The sequence below is a fragment of the Pseudomonas sp. NFACC56-3 genome, from assembly GCF_900100025.1.
Lineage (GTDB): Bacteria > Pseudomonadota > Gammaproteobacteria > Pseudomonadales > Pseudomonadaceae > Aquipseudomonas > Aquipseudomonas fluorescens_AA.
The window spans coordinates 24,754-47,245 of sequence record NZ_FMTK01000030.1; the positions used below are offsets into that span (position 1 = coordinate 24,754).

A 22,492-nucleotide genomic window follows, 5' to 3' on the forward strand; every position below is an offset into this window, starting at 1 on the left:
CGCTTCTTGCTCATAAAGTGGCCGATTATAACCACACCCGGCGGCCGACGACAGGCAACACCGCACGCCAAAGTGATCGAACCGACAAAACCACTGCCAGGCCCGGGATTATCGAGGGCTCGCCCTCAGCTCAAGGCCTTGCGATTGAAGTCGCGCAGGCGGAACCCCATCAGCAGCAACATACCGAAATACGCCACCACACCGGCGACCACCAGCACACCCAGGCGCAGGAAACGCGCGAGCATCTGCCCTTCGCCCCAGGCCGGCATGAAATGCATCCCCCCCAGCAGGACCGCCGACATCACGGCCACGGCCACCAGCAGCTTGAGGCCGAACTTGCCCCAGCCCGGCTGCGGCTGATACATCTTTTGCTTGCGCAGTTGATAAAACAGCAGCCCGGCGTTGAGGCAAGCGCCGGCACTGATCGCCAGGGCCAGGCCGGCATGGGCCAACGGACCGATCAGCAACAGGTTGAACAACTGGGTCATCACCAGGGTGAAAATGGCGATCTTCACCGGCGTGCGAATGTTCTGCTGGGCGTAGAACCCTGGTGCCAGCACCTTGATCACGATGATCCCGAGCAAGCCCACCGAGTAAGCGATCAGCGCACGCTGGGTCATCGAGGCGTCGAACGCATTGAACTGGCCGTACTGGAACAACGAGACGGTCAGCGGCTCGGCCAGGATCCCCAGCGCCAGGGAACACGGCAGCACCAGCACAAAGCACAGGCGCAGGCCCCAATCGAGAATTCGCGAGTATTCGTGGCGGTCCTGGCTGGCATAGGTCTTGGCCAGGGTGGGCAGCAGGATCGTGCCCAGAGCCACGCCCAGCACGCCGGACGGCAACTCCATCAAGCGGTCGGCGTAGTACATCCACGACACCGAGCCGGCCACCAGGAACGAGGCAAAGATGGTGTTGATGATCAGGGAAATCTGGCTCACCGACACCCCCAGGATCGCCGGGAGCATCTGCTTCATCACCCGCCACACGCCGCTGTCGCGCAGGTTCAGCCGCGGCAGCACCAGCATGCCGATCTTTTTCAGGTGCGGCAGTTGATAGAGCAGTTGCGCCAGGCCACCCACCAGCACCGCCCAGCCCAGGGCCATCACCGGTGGGTCGAAGTACGGCGTCAGGAACACGGCGAAGACGATCATGCTGACGTTGAGCAAGGTCGGCACAAAGGCCGGCACGGAAAAGCGGTTCCAGGTGTTGAGGATCGCCCCGGCCAGGGACGACAGGGAAATCAGCAATATATAAGGAAAGGTCACCCGCAGCAGGTCCGCGGTGAGCCGGAATTTTTCCGGGGTGTCGGTGAAGCCCGGCGCCGTGGCCCAGATCACCCAGGGCGCGGCGAGCATGCCGGCGGCCGTGACCAGCGCCAGCACCAAGGTCAGCAGACCGGTGACGTAGGCAATGAATGTGCGGGTTGCCTCATCGCCTTTCTGGCTTTTATATTCCGCCAGGATCGGCACGAAGGCCTGGGAAAAGGCGCCTTCGGCGAAGATCCGCCGCAACAGGTTGGGCAGCTTGAAGGCGATGAAGAAGGCGTCCGTCGCCATCCCGGCGCCGAATATCCGTGCGATCAGCGTATCGCGAACGAACCCCAGGATGCGGGAAAGCATCGTGATAGAGCTGACGGCGGCCAACGATTTGAGCAGATTCATGAAAAGAGTTTTTGCCTGTCGATAAACAGCAGGCGAACAACGCGCCCACTTGTGCGATACTCCGCGCCGCTAAACAGTGCAGAGCCAAAGCCCGCGAGTTTACAGGTCGCACGCCGGAAAGAAATCCTTCGGTGCGCAGCACCTGCCATTCAGCGGAACGCGTCACCCGCCCTTGACAAGACTTCAACTCATCGGCATGATTCGCGGCCTATTTTGTTTGCTATTTCCCAAAAAGTCTTTCGAGGAGCTCGACGGTGGCCAACACACCTTCCGCCAAAAAACGTGCAAAACAGGCTGAGAAGCGTCGCAGCCACAACGCCAGCCTGCGTTCCATGGTCCGTACCTACATCAAGAACGTAGTCAAGGCCATCGACGCAAAAGACGCTGAAAAAGCTCAAGCTGCTTACGTTCTGGCTGTGCCAGTTATCGACCGTATGGCCGATAAAGGCATCATCCACAAGAACAAGGCTGCTCGCCATAAGAGCCGCCTGAATGGCCACGTAAAGGCCCTGAACGTTGCCGCTGCTGCCTAAGCGACGCGCTCGTTAAAAAACCGACCTCAGGGTCGGTTTTTTATTGCCTGCAACTCTTCATTCAGAACATTGTGGGAGCGAGCTTGCTCGCGATGGCGGAGCATCAGACAAATCGTTGTTACTGACGTACCGCCATCGCGAGCAAGCTCGCTCCCACAGGGCTATGTGTTGATTATTGAGCGCGAGCCCACGGCAAGATCGGAATCGCCGTCACCGCATTCTGCGGGCTGCCCTCGATCACGCGGTCGCTGTAGACCAGGTACACCAGCGTATTGCGCTTCTTGTCGAGAAAGCGCACCACTTGCATAGTCTTGAACACCAGCGAAGTGCGCTCGCGGAACACCTCCTCACCATCCTTGAGCTCACCCTTGAAGCTGATGGGCCCGACCTGACGACAGGCGATGGACGCCTCGGCGCGATCCTCGGCCAGGCCCAGGCCGCCTTTTACACCGCCGGTCTTGGCCCGCGACAAGTAACAGGTCACGCCCTCCACCTTGGGATCATCGAATGCCTCGACCACGATCCGGTCGTTCGGCCCGACAAACTTGAACACCGTCGACACCTGGCCAATTTCCTCGGCCGACGCCAGCAGCGGCACCGCCAGCAGCAAGCCGATCAATCCTTTTGCCAAACCCATGTTTTTTCCTTAGACGAGGATCAGGTTGTCACGGTGGACCAGTTCAGGCTCCGCCATGTAACCCAACAGACCGACAATCGCATCAGACGATTGACCGATGATTTTCTGCGCTTCCAGGGCGCTGTAGTTGGCCAGGCCACGGGCGATCTCGCGACCGTCCGGCGCCACGCACACGACCATTTCGCCGCGACGGAAACTGCCCTGGACCAACTTCACCCCCACCGGCAGCAGGCTTTTGTTGCCCTGGGACAACGCCGCCACGGCGCCCGCATCCAGCACCAGCGTGCCACGGGTTTGCAGGTGGCCGGCCAGCCATTGCTTGCGCGCCGCCAGCATGCCGCGCTCAGGGGACAGCAAAGTACCGATGCGCTCGCCCGCCTTCAGACGATCCAGCACCCGCTCCAGCCGACCGCCGACGATGATGGTGTGAGCCCCGGAGCGCGCCGCCAGACGTGCCGCACGCAGCTTGGTCTGCATGCCCCCACGCCCCAGCGCACCGCCCGTGCCACCCGCCACCGCATCCAGCGCAGGGTCGTCGGCACGGGCTTCGTAGATCAGCTTGGCATCGGGGTTATTGCGCGGATCGGCGTCAAACATGCCGTCGCGATCCGTGAGGATCACCAACAGGTCCGCCTCCACCAGGTTCGCCACCAACGCGGCCAGGGTGTCGTTATCGCCGAAACGGATCTCGTCGGTGACCACCGTGTCGTTCTCGTTGATCACCGGGATGACCTTCAGCTCCACCAGCGCCCGCAAGGTACTGCGAGCATTGAGGTAGCGCTTGCGATCGGACAGGTCGTCGTGGGTCAGCAGGATCTGCGCCGTATGGCGACCGTGCTCGGCAAAGCTCGACTCCCAGGCCTGCACCAGGCCCATCTGGCCGATGGCGGCGGCCGCCTGCAGCTCATGCATCGCGCTGGGTCGCGACGTCCAGCCCAAACGGCTCATACCGGCTGCCACTGCCCCCGAAGAGACCAACACCAACTCGACGCCAGCCTCATGCAAGGCCACCATCTGCTCGACCCACACCGCCATTGCCTGGCGATCCAGCCCCTTGCCATCCGCCGTCAGCAGTGCGCTACCGATCTTCACGACCCAGCGCCGCGCACCCGTCACCTTGCTCCGCATTATCTTCAACCTTTGCCAGCGAACGGCGCGACCCAGCGCCGCCCATGGGATTATTCGTATTTGCGTTTACAGATACCAAAACGCCGCTCGAATGAGCGGCGCCTTGGGAACCGGCTTGCCGGCGATGATAACACTGCGCTGAAACACTTGAACCTGTGGGAGCGAGCTTGCTCACGATAGCGGCGTGTCAGCTAACGACTATGTCAACTGACAGACCGCTTTCGCGAGCAAGCTCGCTCCCACAGGGCTCACAGGTCCTGGCTTCACGCCAGCACAAGATCAGTCACGAACGTAGATGATTTCCGGACCGTCTTCGTCATCCACATCTTCTTCGTCCCAATCGTCGTCACCGATGTCATGGACCGACTTGACGCCACTGCGACGCAGGGCGCGCTGGTCATCCAGCGCCTGCAGCTGGGCACGGGCCTCGTCTTCGATGCGCTGGTCGAGCTCGGCCAGCTCTTCCTTGTAGGCCGGATCGTTGGCCAGGCGGTCGGCGCGATCTTCCAGGTAACGCATGATGTCGTGGCACAGGCGCTCGGTGCCTTCTTTGGCGATGGCCGAGATCACATAGACCGGACCTTCCCACTCCAGGCGGTCGACGATTTCCTTGACCCGCTCCTCATGTTCTTCTTCGAGGATCTGGTCGCACTTGTTCAGCACCAGCCAACGATCACGCTCGGCCAGGGCCGGGCTGAACTTGGTCAGCTCGTTGACGATGACTTCGGCAGCCTCGGCGGCGTCGGTTTCATCCAGCGGCGCCATGTCGACGAGGTGCAGTAACAGGCGGGTACGGGACAAGTGCTTGAGGAAACGAATCCCCAGGCCCGCGCCCTCGGAAGCCCCTTCGATCAGCCCCGGAATGTCGGCGATCACGAAACTCTTCCAGCGGTCGACGCTGACCACGCCCAGGTTCGGCACAAGGGTGGTGAACGGGTAATCGGCCACTTTTGGCTTGGCCGCCGACACCGAGCGAATGAAGGTACTTTTACCGGCGTTCGGCAGGCCCAGCAGGCCCACGTCGGCCAACACCTTCATTTCCAGCTTCAGGTCACGCTGCTCGCCGGGCTTGCCTGGCGTGGTCTGGCGCGGCGCACGGTTGGTGCTGGATTTGAAACGGGTGTTGCCCAGGCCGTGCCAGCCGCCATGGGCGACCAGCAGACGCTGGCCGGCCTTGGTCAGGTCGCCGATCACTTCCTGGGTGGCCGAATCGATCACCGTGGTACCGACTGGCACGCGCAGGATCAGGTCTTCACCCTTCTTGCCGGTGCAGTCGGTGCTGCCGCCGTTGGAGCCACGCTCGGCATCGAAGTGCCGGGTGTAACGGTAGTCCACCAGGGTGTTGAGGTTTTCGTCAGCGAGCATGTAGATCGAGCCGCCGTCACCCCCATCACCGCCGTTCGGGCCACCGTTTTCAATGAATTTTTCCCGACGGAAACTCATGCAACCATTGCCGCCGTCGCCAGCCTTCACTCGAATCGATACTTCATCAACAAACTTCATGACACACGCCTCTCGCCATACGGACGAGCCAAAAAAACAAGACATAAGACTCTTGCAAAAATGAGCGCAGCGACCTGATGACACGCCCCAACCGCAGCGCCGACAGCCCATACAAACAGTTTTGCAAGAGACTCACCCCACAAACGAAAAAGCCCCGTCGCAAGACAGGGCTTTTCCAGCGGTCTCGCAATTAAGCTGCGATAACGCTTACGTAACGACGACCGAAGGCGCCTTTTACTTCGAACTTGATCACGCCTTCGACTTTAGCGAAGAGGGTGTGATCTTTACCCATGCCCACGCCGTAGCCAGCGTGGAATTGGGTGCCGCGCTGACGCACGATGATGTTGCCTGCTTTGATAGCCTGGCCGCCATACATCTTCACGCCAAGGCGTTTGGCTTCTGAGTCGCGACCGTTACGGGTACTACCACCAGCTTTTTTGTGTGCCATGAGTTCAATTCTCCTAGTGAGGAATTAGGCTGAAATTAAGCCTGAATACCGGTGATTTTGATCTCGGTGTACCACTGGCGGTGGCCCATGCGCTTCATGTGGTGCTTACGACGACGGAACTTGATGATGCGGACTTTATCGTGACGACCTTGGGAGATCACTTCAGCCACAACGGTAGCGCCAGCAACGACTGGAGCGCCGATATTCACGTCATCGCCATTGGCGACCAACAGAACGCGATCAAAAGTCACGGATTCGCCGGTAGCGATTTCCAGTTTTTCGATCTTCAGGTATTCACCTGGGGCGACCTTGTATTGCTTGCCACCAGTAACAATTACTGCGTACGACATGGTATTTCTCCGATAATCCTGCTCACCCAGCGCTTTATAAGAAGAGGTATTGGCTGGCATGGCTGCATGGGCTGGAAGGCCCGGATGCAATTGCGTAAGGCAGGTGCTGCCCAGGAAGTTCAGGGTGCGCGATTGTACGCAAGCTGTTCGAGCCTTGCAAGTAGCCGTCCATCTTGCCTTGACAGGCCTGGGTGGGGGTCCTAGCATGCCGCGCAACCCTTCTGGAGCACCTGTCGCTGATGCAACCCCAAGCTTTCTACCGCGCGGTGGCGGACGATTTTAGCGCCGTCGACGGCATCATCAAGAAGCAGCTGACTTCCCGCGTGCCTCTGGTATCGAAAATCGGCGACTACATCACTTCGGCGGGCGGTAAACGCCTGCGTCCTTTATTGGTGCTGCTGTGCGGCAAGGCCCTGGGTCGCGAAGGCGACGACATGCGCCTGCTGGCCGCCACCATCGAATTCCTGCACACCGCGACCCTGCTGCACGACGACGTGGTCGACATGTCCGGCATGCGTCGTGGCCGTTCGACCGCCAACGCCATGTGGGGCAACGCCCCGAGCGTGCTGGTGGGCGACTTCCTTTATTCGCGCTCGTTCGAAATGATGGTCGAGCTGGGCTCGATGCCGGTGATGAAGATCCTGTCCCAGGCCACACGCATCATCGCCGAAGGCGAAGTGCTGCAGTTGTCCAAGGTACGCGATGCCAGCACAACGGAAGAGACCTACATGGAAGTCATCCGCGGCAAGACCGCGATGCTCTTCGAGGCCTCGACCCACAGCGCCGCTGCCCTGGCCGGCGCCAGCGCCGAGCAGAGCGAAGCGCTGCGCACGTTCGGCGACCACCTGGGCGTGGCCTTCCAGTTGGTGGACGACCTGCTCGACTACAAGGGCGATGCCGAGACCCTGGGCAAGAACGTCGGTGACGACCTGGCCGAAGGCAAACCGACCCTGCCGCTGATCTACACCATGCGCGAAGGCACGCCAGAACAGGCGGCGCTGGTACGCCAGGCGATCCAGAAAGGCGGGATCGAAGACCTGGAAAGCATCCGGATCGCGGTCGAAGCTTCCGGCTCGCTGGAATACACCGCGAAACTGGCCCGGGACTACGTCGCCCGCGCGATCAAATGCCTCGACGCCCTGCCGCCCAGCGAATACCGCGATGCGCTGGTGGAATTGAGCGAGTTTGCGGTGGCGCGTACTCACTAAGTCGATTGCAAGAGGCTTTTTGTGGCGAGGGAGCTTGCTCCCGCTGGGCTGCGCAGCAGCCCCCATTGAATGCATTGCGGTTGCTACGCAACCGAGCGGGAGCAAGCTCCCTCGCCACAGGACCGTGTACACACCCTCTCAGCAACAAAACCCTATATAATGTGCGCCCTTTTGCCCTCCTGATACCCAAGGAACCTTAGTGAGCACGTTGCCTCCCTGCCCGAAATGCAATTCCGAATACACCTACGAAGACGGCACCCAGCTGGTCTGCCCGGAGTGTGCCCACGAATGGTCCGCCAGCGGCGAAGCTGAAGCGGCGTCCGACGACACCGTGAAGAAAGATTCGGTCGGCAATGTCTTGCAGGACGGCGACACCATCACCGTGATCAAGGACCTCAAGGTCAAGGGCACCTCGCTGGTGGTCAAGGTCGGCACCAAGGTCAAGAACATCCGCCTGTGCGATGGCGACCACGATATCGATTGCAAGATCGACGGCATCGGCCCGATGAAACTCAAATCCGAATTCGTCAGAAAAGTCTGATTCGGCTGTATTCCATCCCATGCCCCGCGTGTGGGATGGAGCTTCACCCTCCCCGCTTGAGCCCCATTTCCCGGGCGTTAGCCAGGTGCCAGCCGCCTTGAGCTAGCACAACCCACCGTCAGAAAAACAATCGCAACGCCAATAGAGACTTGCTATTTAGCGAATAAGAATTATTCTCATCGAATCCATCAAGGAGATGAGAACCATGACCTATTTGATCGATGCCTGGCTGGACCGCCCACATCCCTACCTCAGGATCCTGCATCGGGAAACCGGGGAAGTCTGTGCGGTGCTTGAAGAAGAAGCCTTGAACGAGCTGCAGGACCAAGGAGACCTGGACCTCAACAGCCTCAATTCCAGTGAGCCGCTGGTGCTCAAGGAGCTGGTGCGCAATCTGTTCCTGTTCTGCTATGCCCGGGCGTTGCGCCCTACGGGTGATTTCAGCGGCAGATTCCACGGATGAACACAGAGGTCATGTGGGAGCGGGCTTGCTCGCGAAAGCGGTGGGTCAGTTAACGATAATGTCGACTGACAGTCCGCATTCGCGAGCAAGCCCGCTCCCACATATTTGCCCGGCATTAAACCAGGCAGGGTCTTACAGCACGTCCAGCAACTCGACGTCGAACACCAATACGCTATGCGGCGGAATGCTGCCAACGCCTTGAGCGCCGTAAGCCAGTTCGCTCGGCACGTACAGGCGCCATTTGCTGCCGGCATTCATCAGTTGCAGTGCTTCGGTCCAGCCTGGGATCACGCCGCCTACCGGGAATTCGGCTGGTTGGCCACGATCGTAGGAGCTGTCGAACACAGTGCCGTCGATCAGGGTGCCGTGGTAGTGGGTACGCACCTGGTCTTCACGGGTCGGCTTGGCGCCTTCACCCTGGGTCAGCACTTCGAACTGCAGGCCGGAAGCCAGGGTGGTGATGCCTTCACGCTTGGCGTTTTCCGCCAGGAATGCACGGCCTTCGCCAGCGGCGGCTTCAGCCTTGGCAGCGGCTTCGGCTTGCATGATTTCACGAATGACCTTGAAGCTGGCGGACATCTCGTCCTGGTCCACGCGGCTTGGTTTGCCGGCGAACGCGTCGGTCAGGCCGGCCAGGATCGCGTCCAGGCTGACACCCGGTGGCGGGTTGTCGCGCAGTTGGTCGCCCAACTGACGGCCAATGCCGTAGCTGACGCGGGTTTCGTCGGTGGACAGGTTAACTTCGGACATGATGCTGCTCCGCTGTGCGGACGGCTCGAGAGTGGCCGTGCGTGACACAGCGCCTCCCGGAGCGCCCGGAACCAAAAGGGCGAGCAGACTAGCACAGATGCCACGGCGGGTGACGAGCCTCCACGTCAAAGCAACCCGCCAGAAACGACAACGCCCGCCTGCAGTTCGCCAGGCGGGCGTTGCGCCAGCGCGAGGAACGGGCCTCAGTGCTTGGTCAGTTTGTCCAGGTAGCCCATGGCAAAGGCCGAGACCACGAAGGTCATGTGGATGATCACGTACCACATCAGGTGCTCGGGATCGACGTTCTTGGCGTCCATGAAAATGCGCAGCAGGTGGATGGAGGAAATGGCCACGATCGAGGCGGCGACTTTCATCTTCAGCGATGAAGAGTCCATGGTGCCCAGCCAGTTGAGCTTTTCCTTGTCGGAATCGATGTCCAGTTGCGAAACGAAGTTCTCGTAGCCGGAAATCATCACCATCACCAGCAGGCCGCCCACCAGCGCCATGTCGATCAGCGACAGCAGCACCAGGATCAGCTCGGACTCGGCCATGGCGAACACATTGGGGATGACGTGAAACACTTCCTGGAAGAATTTCAGCGCCAAGGCCAGCAAGCCCAGGGACAGCCCGAAATAGATCGGCGCCAGCAGCCAGCGGGAGGCGTACATTGCATTTTCGATAAAGCGTTCCATTGAGTCTCACACCTGGGGCTGAAAAATCGCGGCGAGTATATCAGCCACGACCTGCCCCACAAATGCCGGGGCCATCCCTGGTCCCTGCTCTTGTGTCAAAATTTTTCTGCGAGTGCCCGTGCGACGACAGCCTTCAATGCAGCGGACGAAACTCGAAGCCGCCGACATTGCGACAACGGCCTCCATTGATTTCACGCAGTTGGGCCTGCATGTGCAAGGACCAGATCTGCGGATCGTCGGCCAGCTCATAACCGTGCAAGGTCAGGCTCTGCACAATGGTGTCGAGGATGGATTCGGCGGCAGTCGGGCCGGGAAATGGCCCCTGGGCCTTGATGGCGGAGGGTTGTTCGCCAGCCATTCCGGCGGCGAAGAGCAAGGTCCACATACCGGTATCTCCCGCCAGGGGGCGGATGGCGCATTCGATACGGGTAACAAGGCCCAGGCATTGACGAGTGAGGCAAAGGTTGCGCGACATGGCGGCGCCCCTCGGTAGATCCGGTATTCAGTCTCGGGAAGAGGCTGTTTCGATCCAATGATGACTCTCGTTATCCTTGAGCTGAGGATAGAAGAAAAGTTCCGGTCCCACGGGCTTTCGAGACCAGAATGCGCCGAGCGGTCATAGTGTGAATATTGACGCCAAACTGGCGACGTTTTTTTGAAGCCACTCAAAAATTGTGGGAGCGAGCTTGCTCGCGATAGCAGTGTGACAGTCGACTGATGAGTGACTGAAACTCCGCTATCGCGAGCAAGCTCGCTCCCACAGGGTCCCACATGGAAACGCTGCAATCAGGCCGGCTTGGCCTCCGCCAAGGCCTGCTGCGCCAGTTCCTTTTCCGCTTCCTTGATGTCGTCTTCGCTGATCATTTCCGCGATCACCCGCAGCCGCTCCACCACCCGGGCGTTGACGCTGCCCTCCGGGAACTCGCCGTTTTCATCCGGCTCACCGGCAGGCTCGCCCACCAGCAGGCTCAGGGCTTCATCGGCCTGACGCACCGCATAGACGTGGAACTGCCCGGCGCGCACGGCGGCCAGCACTTTCTCGTCGAGCATCAGCGTCGCGACGTTGGCCTGGGGAATGATCGCCCCCTGCTCACCGGTCAACCCCCGGGCTTCGCAAAGGCGGAAGAAGCCTTCGATCTTCTCGTTGACCCCGCCCACCGCCTGCACCTCACCGAACTGGTTGATCGAACCGGTGATGGCGAAGCACTGCTTCAGCGGCGTCTTCGACAGGGCCGAGATCAGCGTACACGCCTCGCCCAGGGACGCACTGTCGCCGTCCACGTAACCGTAGGATTGCTCCAGGGCGATACTGGCCGAGATCGCCAGCGGGAATTCCTGGGCATAACGGCTGCCCAGGTAACCGGTGAGGATCATCACGCCCTTGGAGTGGATCGGTTGGCCAAGGTTGACCTCCCGCTCGATGTCGACGATGCCGCTGCCGCCCGGGTACACCGTGGCGGAAATCCGCGCCGGCACGCCGAACGCCGAATCGCCGACCTCCAGCACCGTCAGCCCGTTGCATTTGCCCACAGCCGCACCCGCGGTGTCGATCAGGATGATCCCCGCCAACATGTCGTCGAGGATCCGCGCCGAGACGCGTCCGGTACGGGTGGCCTTGGCCTTGAGGGCACGTTCGATATGGCCGGCATCGGTCATCTCGTCACCGGCCAGTTGGCGGATGAAGTCCGCCTCGCTGACCAGTTGGAACAGATCGCCAATGCGCGCCGACAAGCGCCCCTGGTGCTCGGCCAGCCGGGCGCTGTAGGTCGCCAGGCGTGCCACCGCGTCGGCGGTCAGCGGCGCCATGCCTTCTTCCGAAGTGCGAGTCTTGAGCAACTGGGCGAACTGCTCCAGGCTCTCGTCGCCCATCGGGATGTCTTCATCGAAATCCACCAGCACGCGAAACATTTCCTGGAAGTCCGGATCCAGGTCCTGCAAGGCGTAATAGAGCTGACGGGCACCGATGATCACGACCTTGACCTGCAACGGGATGTGCTGCGGCGTCAGGGTCACCGTGGCCAGGCGTCCCAGCTCACCCAGGGGCGACTCCATCTTCAGCTTGCGCGATTGCAGGGCGCGCTTGAGCGCATCCCACACGAACGGCTCGCCAAGCATTTTTTCCGCTTCAAGGATCAGGAAACCGCCATTGGCCCGGTGCAAGGCACCCGGACGCAGCTGTCGATACGTGGTGTAGAGCGCGCCCTGGTCGGTGCTGTACTCGATCCGGCCGAACAGGTTGTCGTAGGTCGGGTGCGGCTCGAACACCACCGGCGCGCCACCGCTGGACGGATGCCCGACCACCAGGCTTGGCGCGTACTGCTCTTCCAGCAGCTTGCGGGCGATGGCGTCGGTCTTGCTGTCATCCACCAGTTGCTCGACCACGGTCTTGAGCAGATAGACCTGCATGGCTTGCAGGTAGCCACAGACCGCGGCGTTCTCCGCGTACTTTTCCGACAGCGGCGCCAGCAACGGTTGCAGGGCCAGGGTGATGGTTTCTTCGTTGAGCTGGCGCAACTGGTTACTGGACTCGCGCTTCCATTGCGGCAGGCTGGCGAGTTCTTCGTTCAAGCGCTCTTCCAGGCCGGAGATGTCCTCGTGGAAACGCTCGCGCTCGGCCTCCGGCAACTGGGCGAATTCCGCCTCGTCCAGGGCCTTGCCTTCGCTCATCGGCGTGAAGGCGATGTTGCTGCTGTCACGGTACAGCGCGACATCCTTTTCCAGCGCCAGGCGCTCGATCACATCCAGGGCCCGGTCGTAGCGCTGGTTGAAGGCGCGGTCGATGGCGCTTTTTTTCTGCTGGTAGGACGGGTGCTCGAACACCGCCGGGAAGGTCGCCAGCAGGTTGTCGATCAAGCCGTTGATGTCACCGATGAAGGCACCGGCCGTGCCGGACGGCAGCTCCAGGGCACGGGGCTCGCGGGGCTCATCGAAATTGTTGACGTAGACCCAGTCCGCCGGGGTCTGCAGGCGCTTGCCTTCGGCCTTGAGGTAGCGTTTGACGAAGGAAAACCGGCCGGTGCCGGGCTCGCCCATGACAAATACGTTGTAACCGGGGCGCGGCATGGCCACGCCGAACTGCAAGGCTTCGACCGCACGTTCCTGGCCAAGCACACCGCGGAAGGGCTCCAGATCATTGGTGGTAGAGAAGCTGAACTGTTCAGCGGAAAACGGACGGGTCAGCGCTTCGGGCGCTAGACGCAAGCTGGCAGCAACAGGATCAGGCATCGGGCTTCCTTACATCAGGCGGGGCAGATAGCGGCATTCTGGCGCTGCCTGTACCTGACTGGCAAGGAGCGCCTCAGACCAAAGCATAGTCAATGGGAAAACCCCGGGCGCGGCCCCGTAAACAGGCGATCCCCAGTAATGTTTTTGCAAAATGCCACGGAACCCTCGGATCGTGCCTAAACTCCAAAGTGCGCGGCTGGAACAATAACCGGCCCACTGGCAGCTGTAGGGGCCAGACCCTGTCCATTGGTATGCACATAAAGAGAACATAGCTATGAAACGGATTCTTCTCGGTACTCTCTTCACCGCTGTATCCCTCAACGCCATGGCTCAGGCGCCGGGCGGCCCGGATTGCGGCTGGGGCAACATGCTGTTCGAAGGTCAGCGTGGCACCCCGGCTCACTTCCTGGCATCCACCACCAACGGCACTTCCGGCAACGCCACCTTCGGCATGACCTCCGGCACCAACGGCTGCTCGACCAACGCGGCACTGACCTACGGTGGCAAGTCCTGGCTGGCCATGAATGGCATGATGAACGAGCTGTCCGAAGACATGGCCAAGGGTCAGGGCGAAGCGCTGACCACCTACGCCGTGGTACTGGGCGTGGCCCCGGAAGATCGCGCACATTTCTCCGCCGTTACCCACGAGCACTTCCAGCAGATCTTCAGCAAGGCTGACGTGACCGCAGAAGACGTGCATACCAACACCCTGGCCGTATTGAAAAGCGACCCTCGCCTGGCCAAGTACGCCACTCAAGCTTAAGCTCGACACCACTCGCTCCTCTCGGGGAGCGGGTTTTCTTTTTGGGGCCCCCTTCGGTCTTTATTTTTTCGACTTTCCAAGTAGCCAACTATGCTCAAACGCCTTGCCTGGCTGGCGCTCTGTGTGTGCGCCCCGCTGTCCGCCGCGCCTCATGTCGACCCTCAACGTTTGCAGCAACTGGCCAATGACCGCTTCTGGATCTCCCTGGGCCACTACGAAACCGCCAAGCTGGGCGGCTGGCGCAGCTATATCAGCGACAAAAAATTCTTCCTCGCCCCCGATGGCAATGAACATCCTGACCGTGAACTGACCGCCACGCTGCAAGCCCTGTATGGCCCGGCCAGCGCCGGCCAGCAACATGCCCAGTGCGTGTATCCGGCGCGCACCCGCTGGCTGAAGGCGCAGCTCAACCTGACGGACCTGCCGGCGGTCAATTGCAGCGACTTCACCCAGTGGTTCAAGGACGTGTCGCCCCACAGTGCGGTGATGATTTTCCCCGCCGCGTACCTCAACAGTCCGTCCTCGATGTTCGGTCACACCTTGTTGCGCATCGACCAGGCCGATGTGCAAAGCGACAAGACCGCCCTGCTCAGCTACGCGATCAACTTTGGCGCCTACATCGAAGGCTCGGACAACAGCATCCTCTATGCCTGGAAGGGCCTGATGGGGGGCTATCCCGGCCTGTTCGCCCTGGTGCCGTACCAGGAAAAACTCTCCGAGTACCGTAGCCTGGAGAACCGCGACCTGTGGGAATACCGCCTCAACCTGAGCCAGGCGGAAACCGAGCGCATGGTCGAACACGTCTGGGAACTCAAGCAGATTCAGTTCGACTATTTCTTTTTCGACGAAAACTGCTCCTATCGCCTGCTCGAATTGCTGCAAGTGGCCCGCCCCAGCCTGCGCCTGACCGAACAATTCCCGCTGACGGCGATTCCCACCGACACCGTCAAGGCGGTGAAAGAAGCCGGCCTGGTGGAAAGCATCCAGTATCGGCCGTCCCGGGAACGGGAACTGCTCAGCCGCGCCGAACCGCTCAGCGATGACGAACAACAATGGGTACTGAACGTCAGCGCCGATCAGCAGCAACTGCAAGCACCGGCATTCAAGGCGCTGCCCCGCGAACGCCAGGCACTGATCATCGACGCGGCGTATCGCCTGGAACGCTATCGTGCCAACGGCCAGGAACGCGATCCGCAGCGCGCCCAGCGCAGCTTCGAGCTGTTGCGGGCGATCAACCAGAACCCCGCGCCGGAACTCGACATCCCGCAACCGGGCCTGCCCGAGGACGGTCACCAATCGCGCACCTGGCAGGCCGGCCTCGGCACCCGGGGCGACCGGGCGTTCGGTGAATATGGCTTGCGCATGGCCTATCACGACCTCAACGACAACGCCGAAAGTTTCCCCCTGGGGGCACAGATCGAAATCCTGCAATTGAAACTGCGCCAGTACGAAGGCAATGACTGGCAAGTGCAGCAACTGGATCTGGCGACCATTCGCTCCCTGACCCCACGCAACGAGCTGCTGCAACCGCTGTCCTGGCAGGTTACCGGCGGCCTGGAGCGGGTACCGGGCAAACACGACGATGAAACCCTGGTCAGCCACGTCAACGGCGGTGCCGGTGGCACTTGGGCGTTAGGCGAAGATGTGCTGGGCTTTGCCCTGGGCACGGTGCGGGTCGAGCACAACAACGATTTCGCCCAGTTCATCGCCCCGGCCGCCGGTTTCAACAGTGGCGTGCTGTGGAAAAACCCGCTGGGCAACTTGAGCCTGGAAGCCAAGGGCGACTATTTCGTCAACGGCGAAGTACGTCGTAGCCTGAGCCTCAACCAGCAGTGGGAATTGTCCCGCAACCTCGGCCTGCGCTTGAGTGCCCAGCGGGAGTTCAGCCACCTGGCTTCGCCGGAGAACGAGGTGATGCTCGAGGTGAAGTGGTATCACTATTGACCGGCACCGCTCTGCACGCGCCCAGAGACAAACGGATTAATCACAGGGCTTTCACATCGGCCTGACGAATACGCTTCTAGACTTCTCGTATAAGTGGATACGGCAGGAAGGTTCAAATGAGGCGCGCGGCGGCGGTACTGGGTATGTTGATGTTGCTCGGTGGCTGTGAAACCACTCATGAAGACCTGATCGCCCGAGGTTATCCACCGGCGTTCGCCGACGGCTACGACGACGGTTGCAGCAGTGGTCGGCAAGCGGCGGGGGTGATCACCGGCCAGTTCAGGAAAGACGTGCCGCGTTATCTCAAGGATGCACGCTACGCCGAAGGCTGGAGCGATGGTTTCCGGCAGTGCCAGGCGATGCGCGAAAGCGAAGAGCGCAATGCCTACCGCGATCGTCATTGGGATGACCGTGAACGTGCCTGGCAACAAGAAAAGGATCGGGACGCCGGCCGGGCTTATCGCTCGCCGTGAGTCGCGCATAGACATTCGTCGAAACCAAAAGCCTGCGACCATGGCCCAAACTCCATAGAGGAGAACACCATGAGCCGCGCTTTCGTCAACGAAGACAACGCCGCTGCCCAGGCCGACCAGCCGGTCGAACGTCAGGTCAGTGCGCAACCCAATTACGTCACGCCCACCGGGCTTGCCCAACTCCAGGCCCGGGTCGCCGAATTGCAGGCGTTGCACGGCCAGCAGGCGACCCGAGGGGATCTGGCGGACAAACAACGGATCGCCGACCTTGAACGGGATCTGCGCTATTTCAAGCAGCGCCTGCAAAGCGCCCAGGTCGTTGCACCGATGTCGTCCGATCAAGTGCGGATCGGGCATTGGGTGACCTTTGTCGATGAACAGGATCACGAACAGCGAGTGCAGTTAGTGGGTGAAGACCAGGCCGATGCGGCCAGTGGCTTGATCAACTGGGGCTCGCCGCTGGGGCGGGCGTTGTTGGGGGCGAAGGTGGGGGATGAAGTGATATGGAAGCGACCCCTGGGGGATCTCGCCATCGAGGTCGTGGCGATAGATATTCCATGATGTTGCCGGCTTCTTTAAAACATGATTAAAGCCTCTAACATCAAGACCCGACAACAATCTGTTACTTGCCTGTGGCCATATGTAACTGCAACATGAGGTCATAACAACAAGTTTGCGTTAAATCAGGACCATGCTACTGTTTTTCCCGCACCGTAATCGGCGCACTGTAAAAACAAAAAGGAAATGCACTCATGAGCGAGCAAATACTGGCAATGTCAGGTGACTTCGACAGCGACTTCAAGTTCTACCAACGGGTCACTGATCTCGGCTCCGAGTCAGCAGCACTGACCATTGTCGAATGCGGTACCATAAACTGCACCGCTCTTTTGTGCTAAATCCTTTGCAGCAACATGGACCTGCCCAACAGGTCTTTCATACTCCCTAATCCACCTATAAAACAACTTACCAACATCCTACAGTTCGGATGCGCTTGCTCGCACCCAACTGACTGTACTTGATGTTTGATAACGAATGAGGAAAACCCCATGAGCGAACAAATCCTGAACATGTCCGGTGACTTCTATAGCGACTTCGACGCTTATCAGGCGCCCACCAAAAACATGGGCTCGATACTGGCAACGACAATGGAATGCAACACTTTTGGCACGTGCACCAATCTCGAGTGCTCGACACTCGGCTGCTAAGCCCTTCCACTGATCGTCCAAACAGGCAACACCCATAACCATAGAGCAGGCAACGCCTGCTCTATCCATTTCAGGATCGACGGCATGCTTGTTAACGCTTTGAAGTTGAATCAGCGAGGTCAGTACAGATTCACTTCCGACGGCGACATCGCCCTTTTTGTAAACAACCTGGCCCGCCTGCATGCTGATGATCAGGCCTTGCTGGATCATTTCGGGTTGAACCGGGAACAACTGGCGTCGTATGCCAAGGCACCCTTTAACCCACAGCGTCAGCCTGACGACGGCGAAGCCGTCTTGAGGGCCTTGAAGGAAAAGCTTGCTCGCCTTGACAGCCTTCACGTCGGCAGGGAAAAGACCGCAAGCGGCAAAGACAATTTTTATTGGTTTGGCTACCGCTTTTTTCTTTATTTCATCGATACGTTCAGGGCGGATGGGCGCTACGCCAAAGCGTCGCCGCACATTGATGAAGCCGCCCTGCTGGCAAGCCTTGAGCACTATGTCTTGGCCCGTGTCGGACGCACATCGGAACAAAGCCTGGTCCACTCTCTGAATACGCGGATTGCGGACGGCGACGAGATTGACCTGGGCGGGTTCAGCGAACAGCTGCGCACATTGCCGCTGTTTGAGTTTTTCGATTCCTATCCTGTGTTGGCAACACTGCTTTTTGATTTGCTGGAAGACACCCTCAACTATCTTTATGCGGTCATACTCGACTTCGCCAGCGATGTTGACGCGCTGGAGATGGCATTCTCAATCCCATCCCGAAAAATCGACGCTATCGAGTTCGGCCTGGGTGACCCTCACGGTCGCGGTGAAACGGTCTGCCAGGTCAAATTCCGCACAACCTCCTTGATCTACAAACCACGAGCAAGCCGCGAAGCAGTTTTCTTCAATCGCCTGCTGGGACAGTTACGTGAGTGGACTGGCGCGGATTGTTTTGCCATCCACGCGCCAAGAATCCTCAGCCGTGAGCGACATAGCTGGATAGAAAAGGTCGACAACACGCCTTGTGACAGCGCAGCGGACGTGGCCCTGTTCTATAAAAAGATGGGGGCACAGATCGCCGTCATTCATGCACTCAACGGCATCGACTTCCATTACGAGAACATCATTGCGTGTGGCAGCAGCCCTGTCATGATCGATCTTGAGTGCTTGTTCACTGCGTCCACCAGCGACCTGCTACTCGAACTGCCGCTCGATAGCGCACTGTCCAACACGTTCAAAGTGATCCAGCAGTCGGTGTGCTCCAGCGGCTTCGTGCCCTTTTCACAAAAATCCAATAACGACCAGAGCGGGCTGACTCGGCAAGCGCTGTTCATTTCCACCCGCCACTCCCTGGTTTTCGAAAATGGCTTTTACCATTTACGTAAAGTCGAGTTCGAACACCTTCTGGTGCAAAAGCATTTGCCGCTTTTGCAGGGGGAACGCAAGGGGCATGAGACGTATAAAGCCGAACTTGTCCATGGCTTTGAATATGCTTATGGCGAATTGATGACGCATCGGCACACGATCATGCAGATGCTTGAGCGAGCCGCAGGCGAATTATCAACCCGTGTACTGTTCAAAAACTCTCAACGTTATGCGGACTTTATCGGGCTGAGCCGCCATCCTCGCTTCATGAAAAACATGTTGGACCGGGAGCTTCTGCTTGCAACCCTGTGGAAAGACTTGAAAGAGCCCTATCGAGCAAAGGGCATCCCGCGTTATGAAATAGCCGACCTGCAAAGATCCAGCATTCCGTGTTTCACCATGCCGCTCAACTCGAACGCGTTGATGAGCGCACAAGGTGCAACAATAGACATGACGAAAGTACAACCTCCGATAAAAAGCTGCCTACAGAAAATAGCCAATCTGTCCGCAGCCGACAGGGCATTACAACTCACGCTGCTCGAAATGTGTTTGTATCCGGAGTCAAATGAACAGCCGTCATCACGTGCCACCCTAAAAAAAGCGCCCCAAGCGGAGCGACTCGACGCAATACTCGGCATCAGTTCCCGCCTCGAAGCGCTCGCGATCAAGGGAACGGCAACGGACGTCAGTTGGTTGGCGTTCCATACGCACCTAACGACCCGTGGAAAATACCCTTCACCCATGGATCATGGGTTGTACTCCGGTATCGCCGGGATTGGATTGTTTTATCTGAGCCTGTTCAAGGTAAGCGGCAAACCCCACTTACTGTCGCTCCTGGATCAGATACTGGCCTCACTGGAACAACACTTTGGCTTTTTCAAAGCCGACCTGACCGTCAGTGCCTATCATGGCCTGGGCTCTTATCTCTATCTGCTCATCAATCGTCGCCAAATCACCGGCGATCCGAAACACGATGAGAAAATTGCCAGCCTGCTGACCCAACTGATGGATGTCCCCCCTGAAGATTACGATTTCGACTTCCTGGGCGGCTGTTGTGGTGCGGTGACGCTGCTGGCCAATATTCATGGGTTATCGGCGCAAGTGGATGTGCTGCCGGCCATTCGGCGCATGGTGGCTTACATAAAGGACCAAATACTGATCGAAGAAGGCCAGCTTCTTCGACGCGATGATCGCTCCGTGATTTTAACGGGCCTGTCCCATGGTCTCTCCGGCGTCATCCAGGCCCTGTGCAAAGCCTATGACGTGACCGGCGACGGGGCGTTGGTGCCCTTGGTCATCCAGGTGCTGGAGGGGGAAAATCGCTTGAGCCGAGAGGGCTTCTGGCTGGACCTGAGAGACCTGGGCCCTGTCGACCATGCCACCAAGTGGTGTCACGGAGACGGCGGCATCCTCATCGCCAGGCGACAACTCATGAAGTCGATGGGAGAGGCCTTGGACGAAACCACCCGGCAGACGGTGCTCGACGACATCCAGCGTTGCGAGAACAATCTCTGGCGGCACGGCCTGGGCGATGGCTACAACCTGTGCCATGGCGATTTCGGCAATCTGATCTGCCTGTATGACGGGTATCGGCACGCCGATAACCCCGAGGGCATCAGCAGGGTCAAGCAGGCCCTTGGCGAGGTCGCCCGGCAGTTTTTCGAAGGCCCCTTCCTCGACCATGATCGGGTTCCCGATGTCAGCCTGCTGACTGGCATTACGGGCGCAGGTTATGCCTTGCTGTATGAGATCGATCCAACGATCCCCAACATACTCTCGCTCGATTTCGCGCTGCAGACATAGGCTGGAACTGTGGGAGCGAGGTCGCTCGCGATGGTGGTGGATCAGTCGACCTCAATGTCGCTGACCCGCCACCATCGCGAGCAAGCTCGCTCCCACATTTCCGATCTGCAACCGACCCTATCAGGCCAGTTTCTTGTGCCGTACACGATGCGGCTGGGCGGCCGCTTCGCCGAGGCGCTTCTTGCGATCGGCTTCGTACTCGGTGTAGTTGCCTTCGAAGAATACCGCTTGGGAGTCGTCTTCGTACGCCAGGATGTGGGTCGCCACGCGGTCGAGGAACCACCGATCGTGGGAGATCACAATGGCGGCGCCCGGGAAGTCCAGCAAGGCTTCTTCCAGGGAACGCAGGGTTTCGACGTCGAGGTCGTTGGACGGTTCGTCGAGCAGCAGGACGTTGCCGCCCTCCTTCAAGGTCAACGCCAGGTGCAAGCGACCGCGCTCACCGCCGGACAAGTCCTTGACGAACTTCTGCTGGTCGCCGCCCTTGAAGTTGAAGCGACCGACATAGGTACGCGACGGGATTTCATAGTTGCCGATGCGGATCTGGTCGGAACCGTCGGAAATCTGCTGGAACACGGTCTTGCTGCCGTCCAGGTCCTCGCGGCTCTGGTCGACGCAGGCCAACTGCACGGTTTCACCGATTTCGATGCTGCCCGAATCCGGGGTTTCCTTGCCCATCAGCATGCGGAACAGCGTGGATTTACCCGCACCGTTACCACCGATCACACCGACGATGGCGCCTTTGGGCATGGAGAACGACAGGTTGTCGATCAGCACGCGGTCGCCATAACCCTTGGTGACGTTCTTGAACTCGATGACCTTGTCGCCCAGGCGCGGACCGGCCGGGATGTAGATCTCGTTGGTTTCGCTGCGCTTCTGGAATTCCTGGGATTGCATTTCCTCGAAGCGTTGCAGACGTGCCTTGGATTTGGACTGGCGGGCCTTGGCGCCTTTGCGCACCCACTCCAGTTCTTCCTTCATGGCTTTTTCATGGGCCGACTGCTGCTTGGATTCCTGGGCCAGACGATCGGACTTGGCTTCCAGCCAGCCCGAATAGTTGCCCTCGTACGGAATGCCTGCGCCGCGGTCGAGTTCCAGGATCCAGCCGGCGACGTTGTCCAGGAAGTAACGGTCGTGCGTGATCGCAACCACGGTGCCCGGGAAGTCATGCAGGAAGTGTTCGAGCCAGGCGACGGAATCGGCGTCCAGGTGGTTGGTCGGTTCGTCGAGCAGCAGCATGTCCGGGGCCGACAGCAGCAGGCGGCACAAGGCCACGCGGCGCTTTTCACCGCCGGAGAGGTGTTCGACCTTCGCATCCCAGGCCGGCAGGCGCAGTGCATCGGCGGCCACTTCCAGCTGGCGATCCAGGTTGTGGCCGTCGCTGGCCTGCAGGATCGCTTCGAGCTTGGCCTGTTCGGCGGCCAGCTTGTCGAAGTCGGCATCCGGGTCGGCGTAGGCGGCATAGACTTCGTCGAGGCGCGCCTGGGCGTCCTTGATCACGCTGACCGCTTCCTCGACCACTTCACGCACGGTCTTGCTGGGGTCCAGCTGCGGTTCCTGGGGCAGGTAGCCGATGTTCAGGTCCGGCATCGGACGGGCTTCACCGTCGAATTCGTTATCGACGCCAGCCATGATTTTCAGCAGCGTGGACTTACCCGAGCCGTTGAGACCCAGTACGCCGATCTTGGCCCCGGGGAAGAACGACAATGAAATGTTTTTCAGGATTTCCCGCTTCGGCGGAACAACTTTGCTCAGCCGATGCATGGTGAAGACGTATTGAGCCATGGTGAACCTAGCGTCAGTGACAGGTGA

21 protein-coding genes are annotated in these 22,492 nt (G+C 59.7%); 10 read left to right on the forward strand and 11 right to left on the reverse strand.

Annotated features, from left to right (window positions below):
- Positions 1-125: 125 nt before the first annotated feature.
- On the reverse strand, positions 126-1,664 hold the full coding sequence (gene murJ, locus BLO80_RS27065; protein WP_092333961.1) for a murein biosynthesis integral membrane protein MurJ: 1,539 nt from the start codon (positions 1,662-1,664) through the stop codon (positions 126-128).
- Positions 1,665-1,918: 254 nt separating this feature from the next.
- Between murJ and rpsT the strand changes: the two genes are divergently transcribed.
- Positions 1,919-2,197 carry a 30S ribosomal protein S20 gene (gene rpsT / locus BLO80_RS27070; protein ID WP_003185593.1) on the forward strand — a complete coding sequence of 93 codons (279 nt, stop codon included), beginning with the start codon at positions 1,919-1,921 and terminating at the stop codon, positions 2,195-2,197.
- A 172-nt stretch (positions 2,198-2,369) separates the two neighbouring features.
- On the opposite strand, the gene BLO80_RS27075 is transcribed toward rpsT, so the two are convergent.
- From BLO80_RS27075 to rplU, 5 genes are all read right to left on the reverse strand, one after another.
- Positions 2,370-2,834 carry a CreA family protein gene (locus BLO80_RS27075; protein ID WP_092333959.1) on the reverse strand — a complete coding sequence of 155 codons (465 nt, stop codon included), beginning with the start codon at positions 2,832-2,834 and terminating at the stop codon, positions 2,370-2,372.
- 9 nt (positions 2,835-2,843) lie between these two features.
- Entirely contained in the window at positions 2,844-3,962 is a 1,119-nt protein-coding gene (gene proB / locus BLO80_RS27080) for a glutamate 5-kinase (RefSeq protein ID WP_092333957.1), read from the reverse strand.
- Between the two features lie 279 nt (positions 3,963-4,241).
- Positions 4,242-5,465, reverse strand: coding sequence for an Obg family GTPase CgtA (gene cgtA / locus BLO80_RS27085; RefSeq protein ID WP_092204229.1), 1,224 nt, complete (start codon positions 5,463-5,465; stop codon positions 4,242-4,244).
- 190 nt (positions 5,466-5,655) lie between these two features.
- Positions 5,656-5,913: a 50S ribosomal protein L27 gene (gene rpmA / locus BLO80_RS27090; RefSeq protein ID WP_003205738.1), complete on the reverse strand. Its 258-nt coding sequence runs from the start codon at positions 5,911-5,913 to the stop codon at positions 5,656-5,658.
- Between the two features lie 35 nt (positions 5,914-5,948).
- On the reverse strand, positions 5,949-6,263 hold the full coding sequence (gene rplU / locus BLO80_RS27095; RefSeq protein WP_003176051.1) for a 50S ribosomal protein L21: 315 nt from the start codon (positions 6,261-6,263) through the stop codon (positions 5,949-5,951).
- Between the two features lie 239 nt (positions 6,264-6,502).
- Between rplU and BLO80_RS27100 the strand changes: the two genes are divergently transcribed.
- The 3 genes from BLO80_RS27100 to BLO80_RS27115 all read left to right on the forward strand — a co-directional run bounded on the left by BLO80_RS27100 (position 6,503) and on the right by BLO80_RS27115 (position 8,475).
- A complete protein-coding gene (locus tag BLO80_RS27100) occupies positions 6,503-7,471 on the forward strand; it encodes a polyprenyl synthetase family protein (protein ID WP_072411888.1) in 969 nt (322 codons plus the stop codon).
- Positions 7,472-7,670: 199 nt separating this feature from the next.
- Positions 7,671-8,012 (forward strand): zinc ribbon domain-containing protein YjdM, encoded by a 342-nt coding sequence (locus BLO80_RS27110; protein ID WP_053123983.1) that lies wholly within the window; start codon positions 7,671-7,673, stop codon positions 8,010-8,012.
- A gap of 205 nt (positions 8,013-8,217) precedes the next feature.
- A complete protein-coding gene (locus BLO80_RS27115) occupies positions 8,218-8,475 on the forward strand; it encodes a PA4570 family protein (RefSeq protein WP_003205743.1) in 258 nt (85 codons plus the stop codon).
- 132 nt (positions 8,476-8,607) lie between these two features.
- Here BLO80_RS27115 and BLO80_RS27120 read toward each other — a convergent pair whose 3' ends face one another.
- From BLO80_RS27120 to BLO80_RS27135, 4 genes are all read right to left on the reverse strand, one after another.
- Positions 8,608-9,225, reverse strand: coding sequence for a BamJ family beta-barrel-assembly machinery protein (locus BLO80_RS27120; protein WP_092333953.1), 618 nt, complete (start codon positions 9,223-9,225; stop codon positions 8,608-8,610).
- A 203-nt stretch (positions 9,226-9,428) separates the two neighbouring features.
- On the reverse strand, positions 9,429-9,917 hold the full coding sequence (locus BLO80_RS27125) for a TIGR00645 family protein (protein WP_025215565.1): 489 nt from the start codon (positions 9,915-9,917) through the stop codon (positions 9,429-9,431).
- A gap of 133 nt (positions 9,918-10,050) precedes the next feature.
- On the reverse strand, positions 10,051-10,392 hold the full coding sequence (locus tag BLO80_RS27130; protein WP_013694243.1) for a PA4575 family protein: 342 nt from the start codon (positions 10,390-10,392) through the stop codon (positions 10,051-10,053).
- 311 nt (positions 10,393-10,703) lie between these two features.
- Complete coding sequence (locus BLO80_RS27135; RefSeq protein WP_060740549.1) at positions 10,704-13,142, reverse strand: Lon protease family protein; 2,439 nt, start codon at positions 13,140-13,142, stop codon at positions 10,704-10,706.
- Positions 13,143-13,416: 274 nt separating this feature from the next.
- On the opposite strand from BLO80_RS27135, the gene BLO80_RS27140 reads away from it, so the two are divergent.
- The 6 genes from BLO80_RS27140 (at position 13,417) to lanM (ending at position 20,680) form a co-directional block, all read left to right on the forward strand.
- Positions 13,417-13,905, forward strand: coding sequence for a DUF3015 domain-containing protein (locus BLO80_RS27140; protein WP_057451579.1), 489 nt, complete (start codon positions 13,417-13,419; stop codon positions 13,903-13,905).
- Between the two features lie 90 nt (positions 13,906-13,995).
- On the forward strand, positions 13,996-15,849 hold the full coding sequence (locus BLO80_RS27145) for an Lnb N-terminal periplasmic domain-containing protein (RefSeq protein WP_092333951.1): 1,854 nt from the start codon (positions 13,996-13,998) through the stop codon (positions 15,847-15,849).
- Positions 15,850-15,965: 116 nt separating this feature from the next.
- Positions 15,966-16,322, forward strand: a complete 357-nt coding sequence (locus tag BLO80_RS27150; protein ID WP_092333949.1) for a hypothetical protein — start codon at positions 15,966-15,968, stop codon at positions 16,320-16,322.
- 69 nt (positions 16,323-16,391) lie between these two features.
- Positions 16,392-16,883 (forward strand): GreA/GreB family elongation factor, encoded by a 492-nt coding sequence (locus tag BLO80_RS27155; RefSeq protein WP_092333947.1) that lies wholly within the window; start codon positions 16,392-16,394, stop codon positions 16,881-16,883.
- A 485-nt stretch (positions 16,884-17,368) separates the two neighbouring features.
- On the forward strand, positions 17,369-17,527 hold the full coding sequence (locus BLO80_RS30030; protein ID WP_170842353.1) for a hypothetical protein: 159 nt from the start codon (positions 17,369-17,371) through the stop codon (positions 17,525-17,527).
- 84 nt (positions 17,528-17,611) lie between these two features.
- Positions 17,612-20,680, forward strand: coding sequence for a type 2 lanthipeptide synthetase LanM (gene lanM / locus BLO80_RS27160; protein WP_092333945.1), 3,069 nt, complete (start codon positions 17,612-17,614; stop codon positions 20,678-20,680).
- 120 nt (positions 20,681-20,800) lie between these two features.
- Here the strand turns inward: lanM and ettA are convergent, their stop codons facing one another.
- Complete coding sequence (gene ettA, locus BLO80_RS27165) at positions 20,801-22,465, reverse strand: energy-dependent translational throttle protein EttA (protein ID WP_018601028.1); 1,665 nt, start codon at positions 22,463-22,465, stop codon at positions 20,801-20,803.
- Positions 22,466-22,492: the final 27 nt, after the last annotated feature.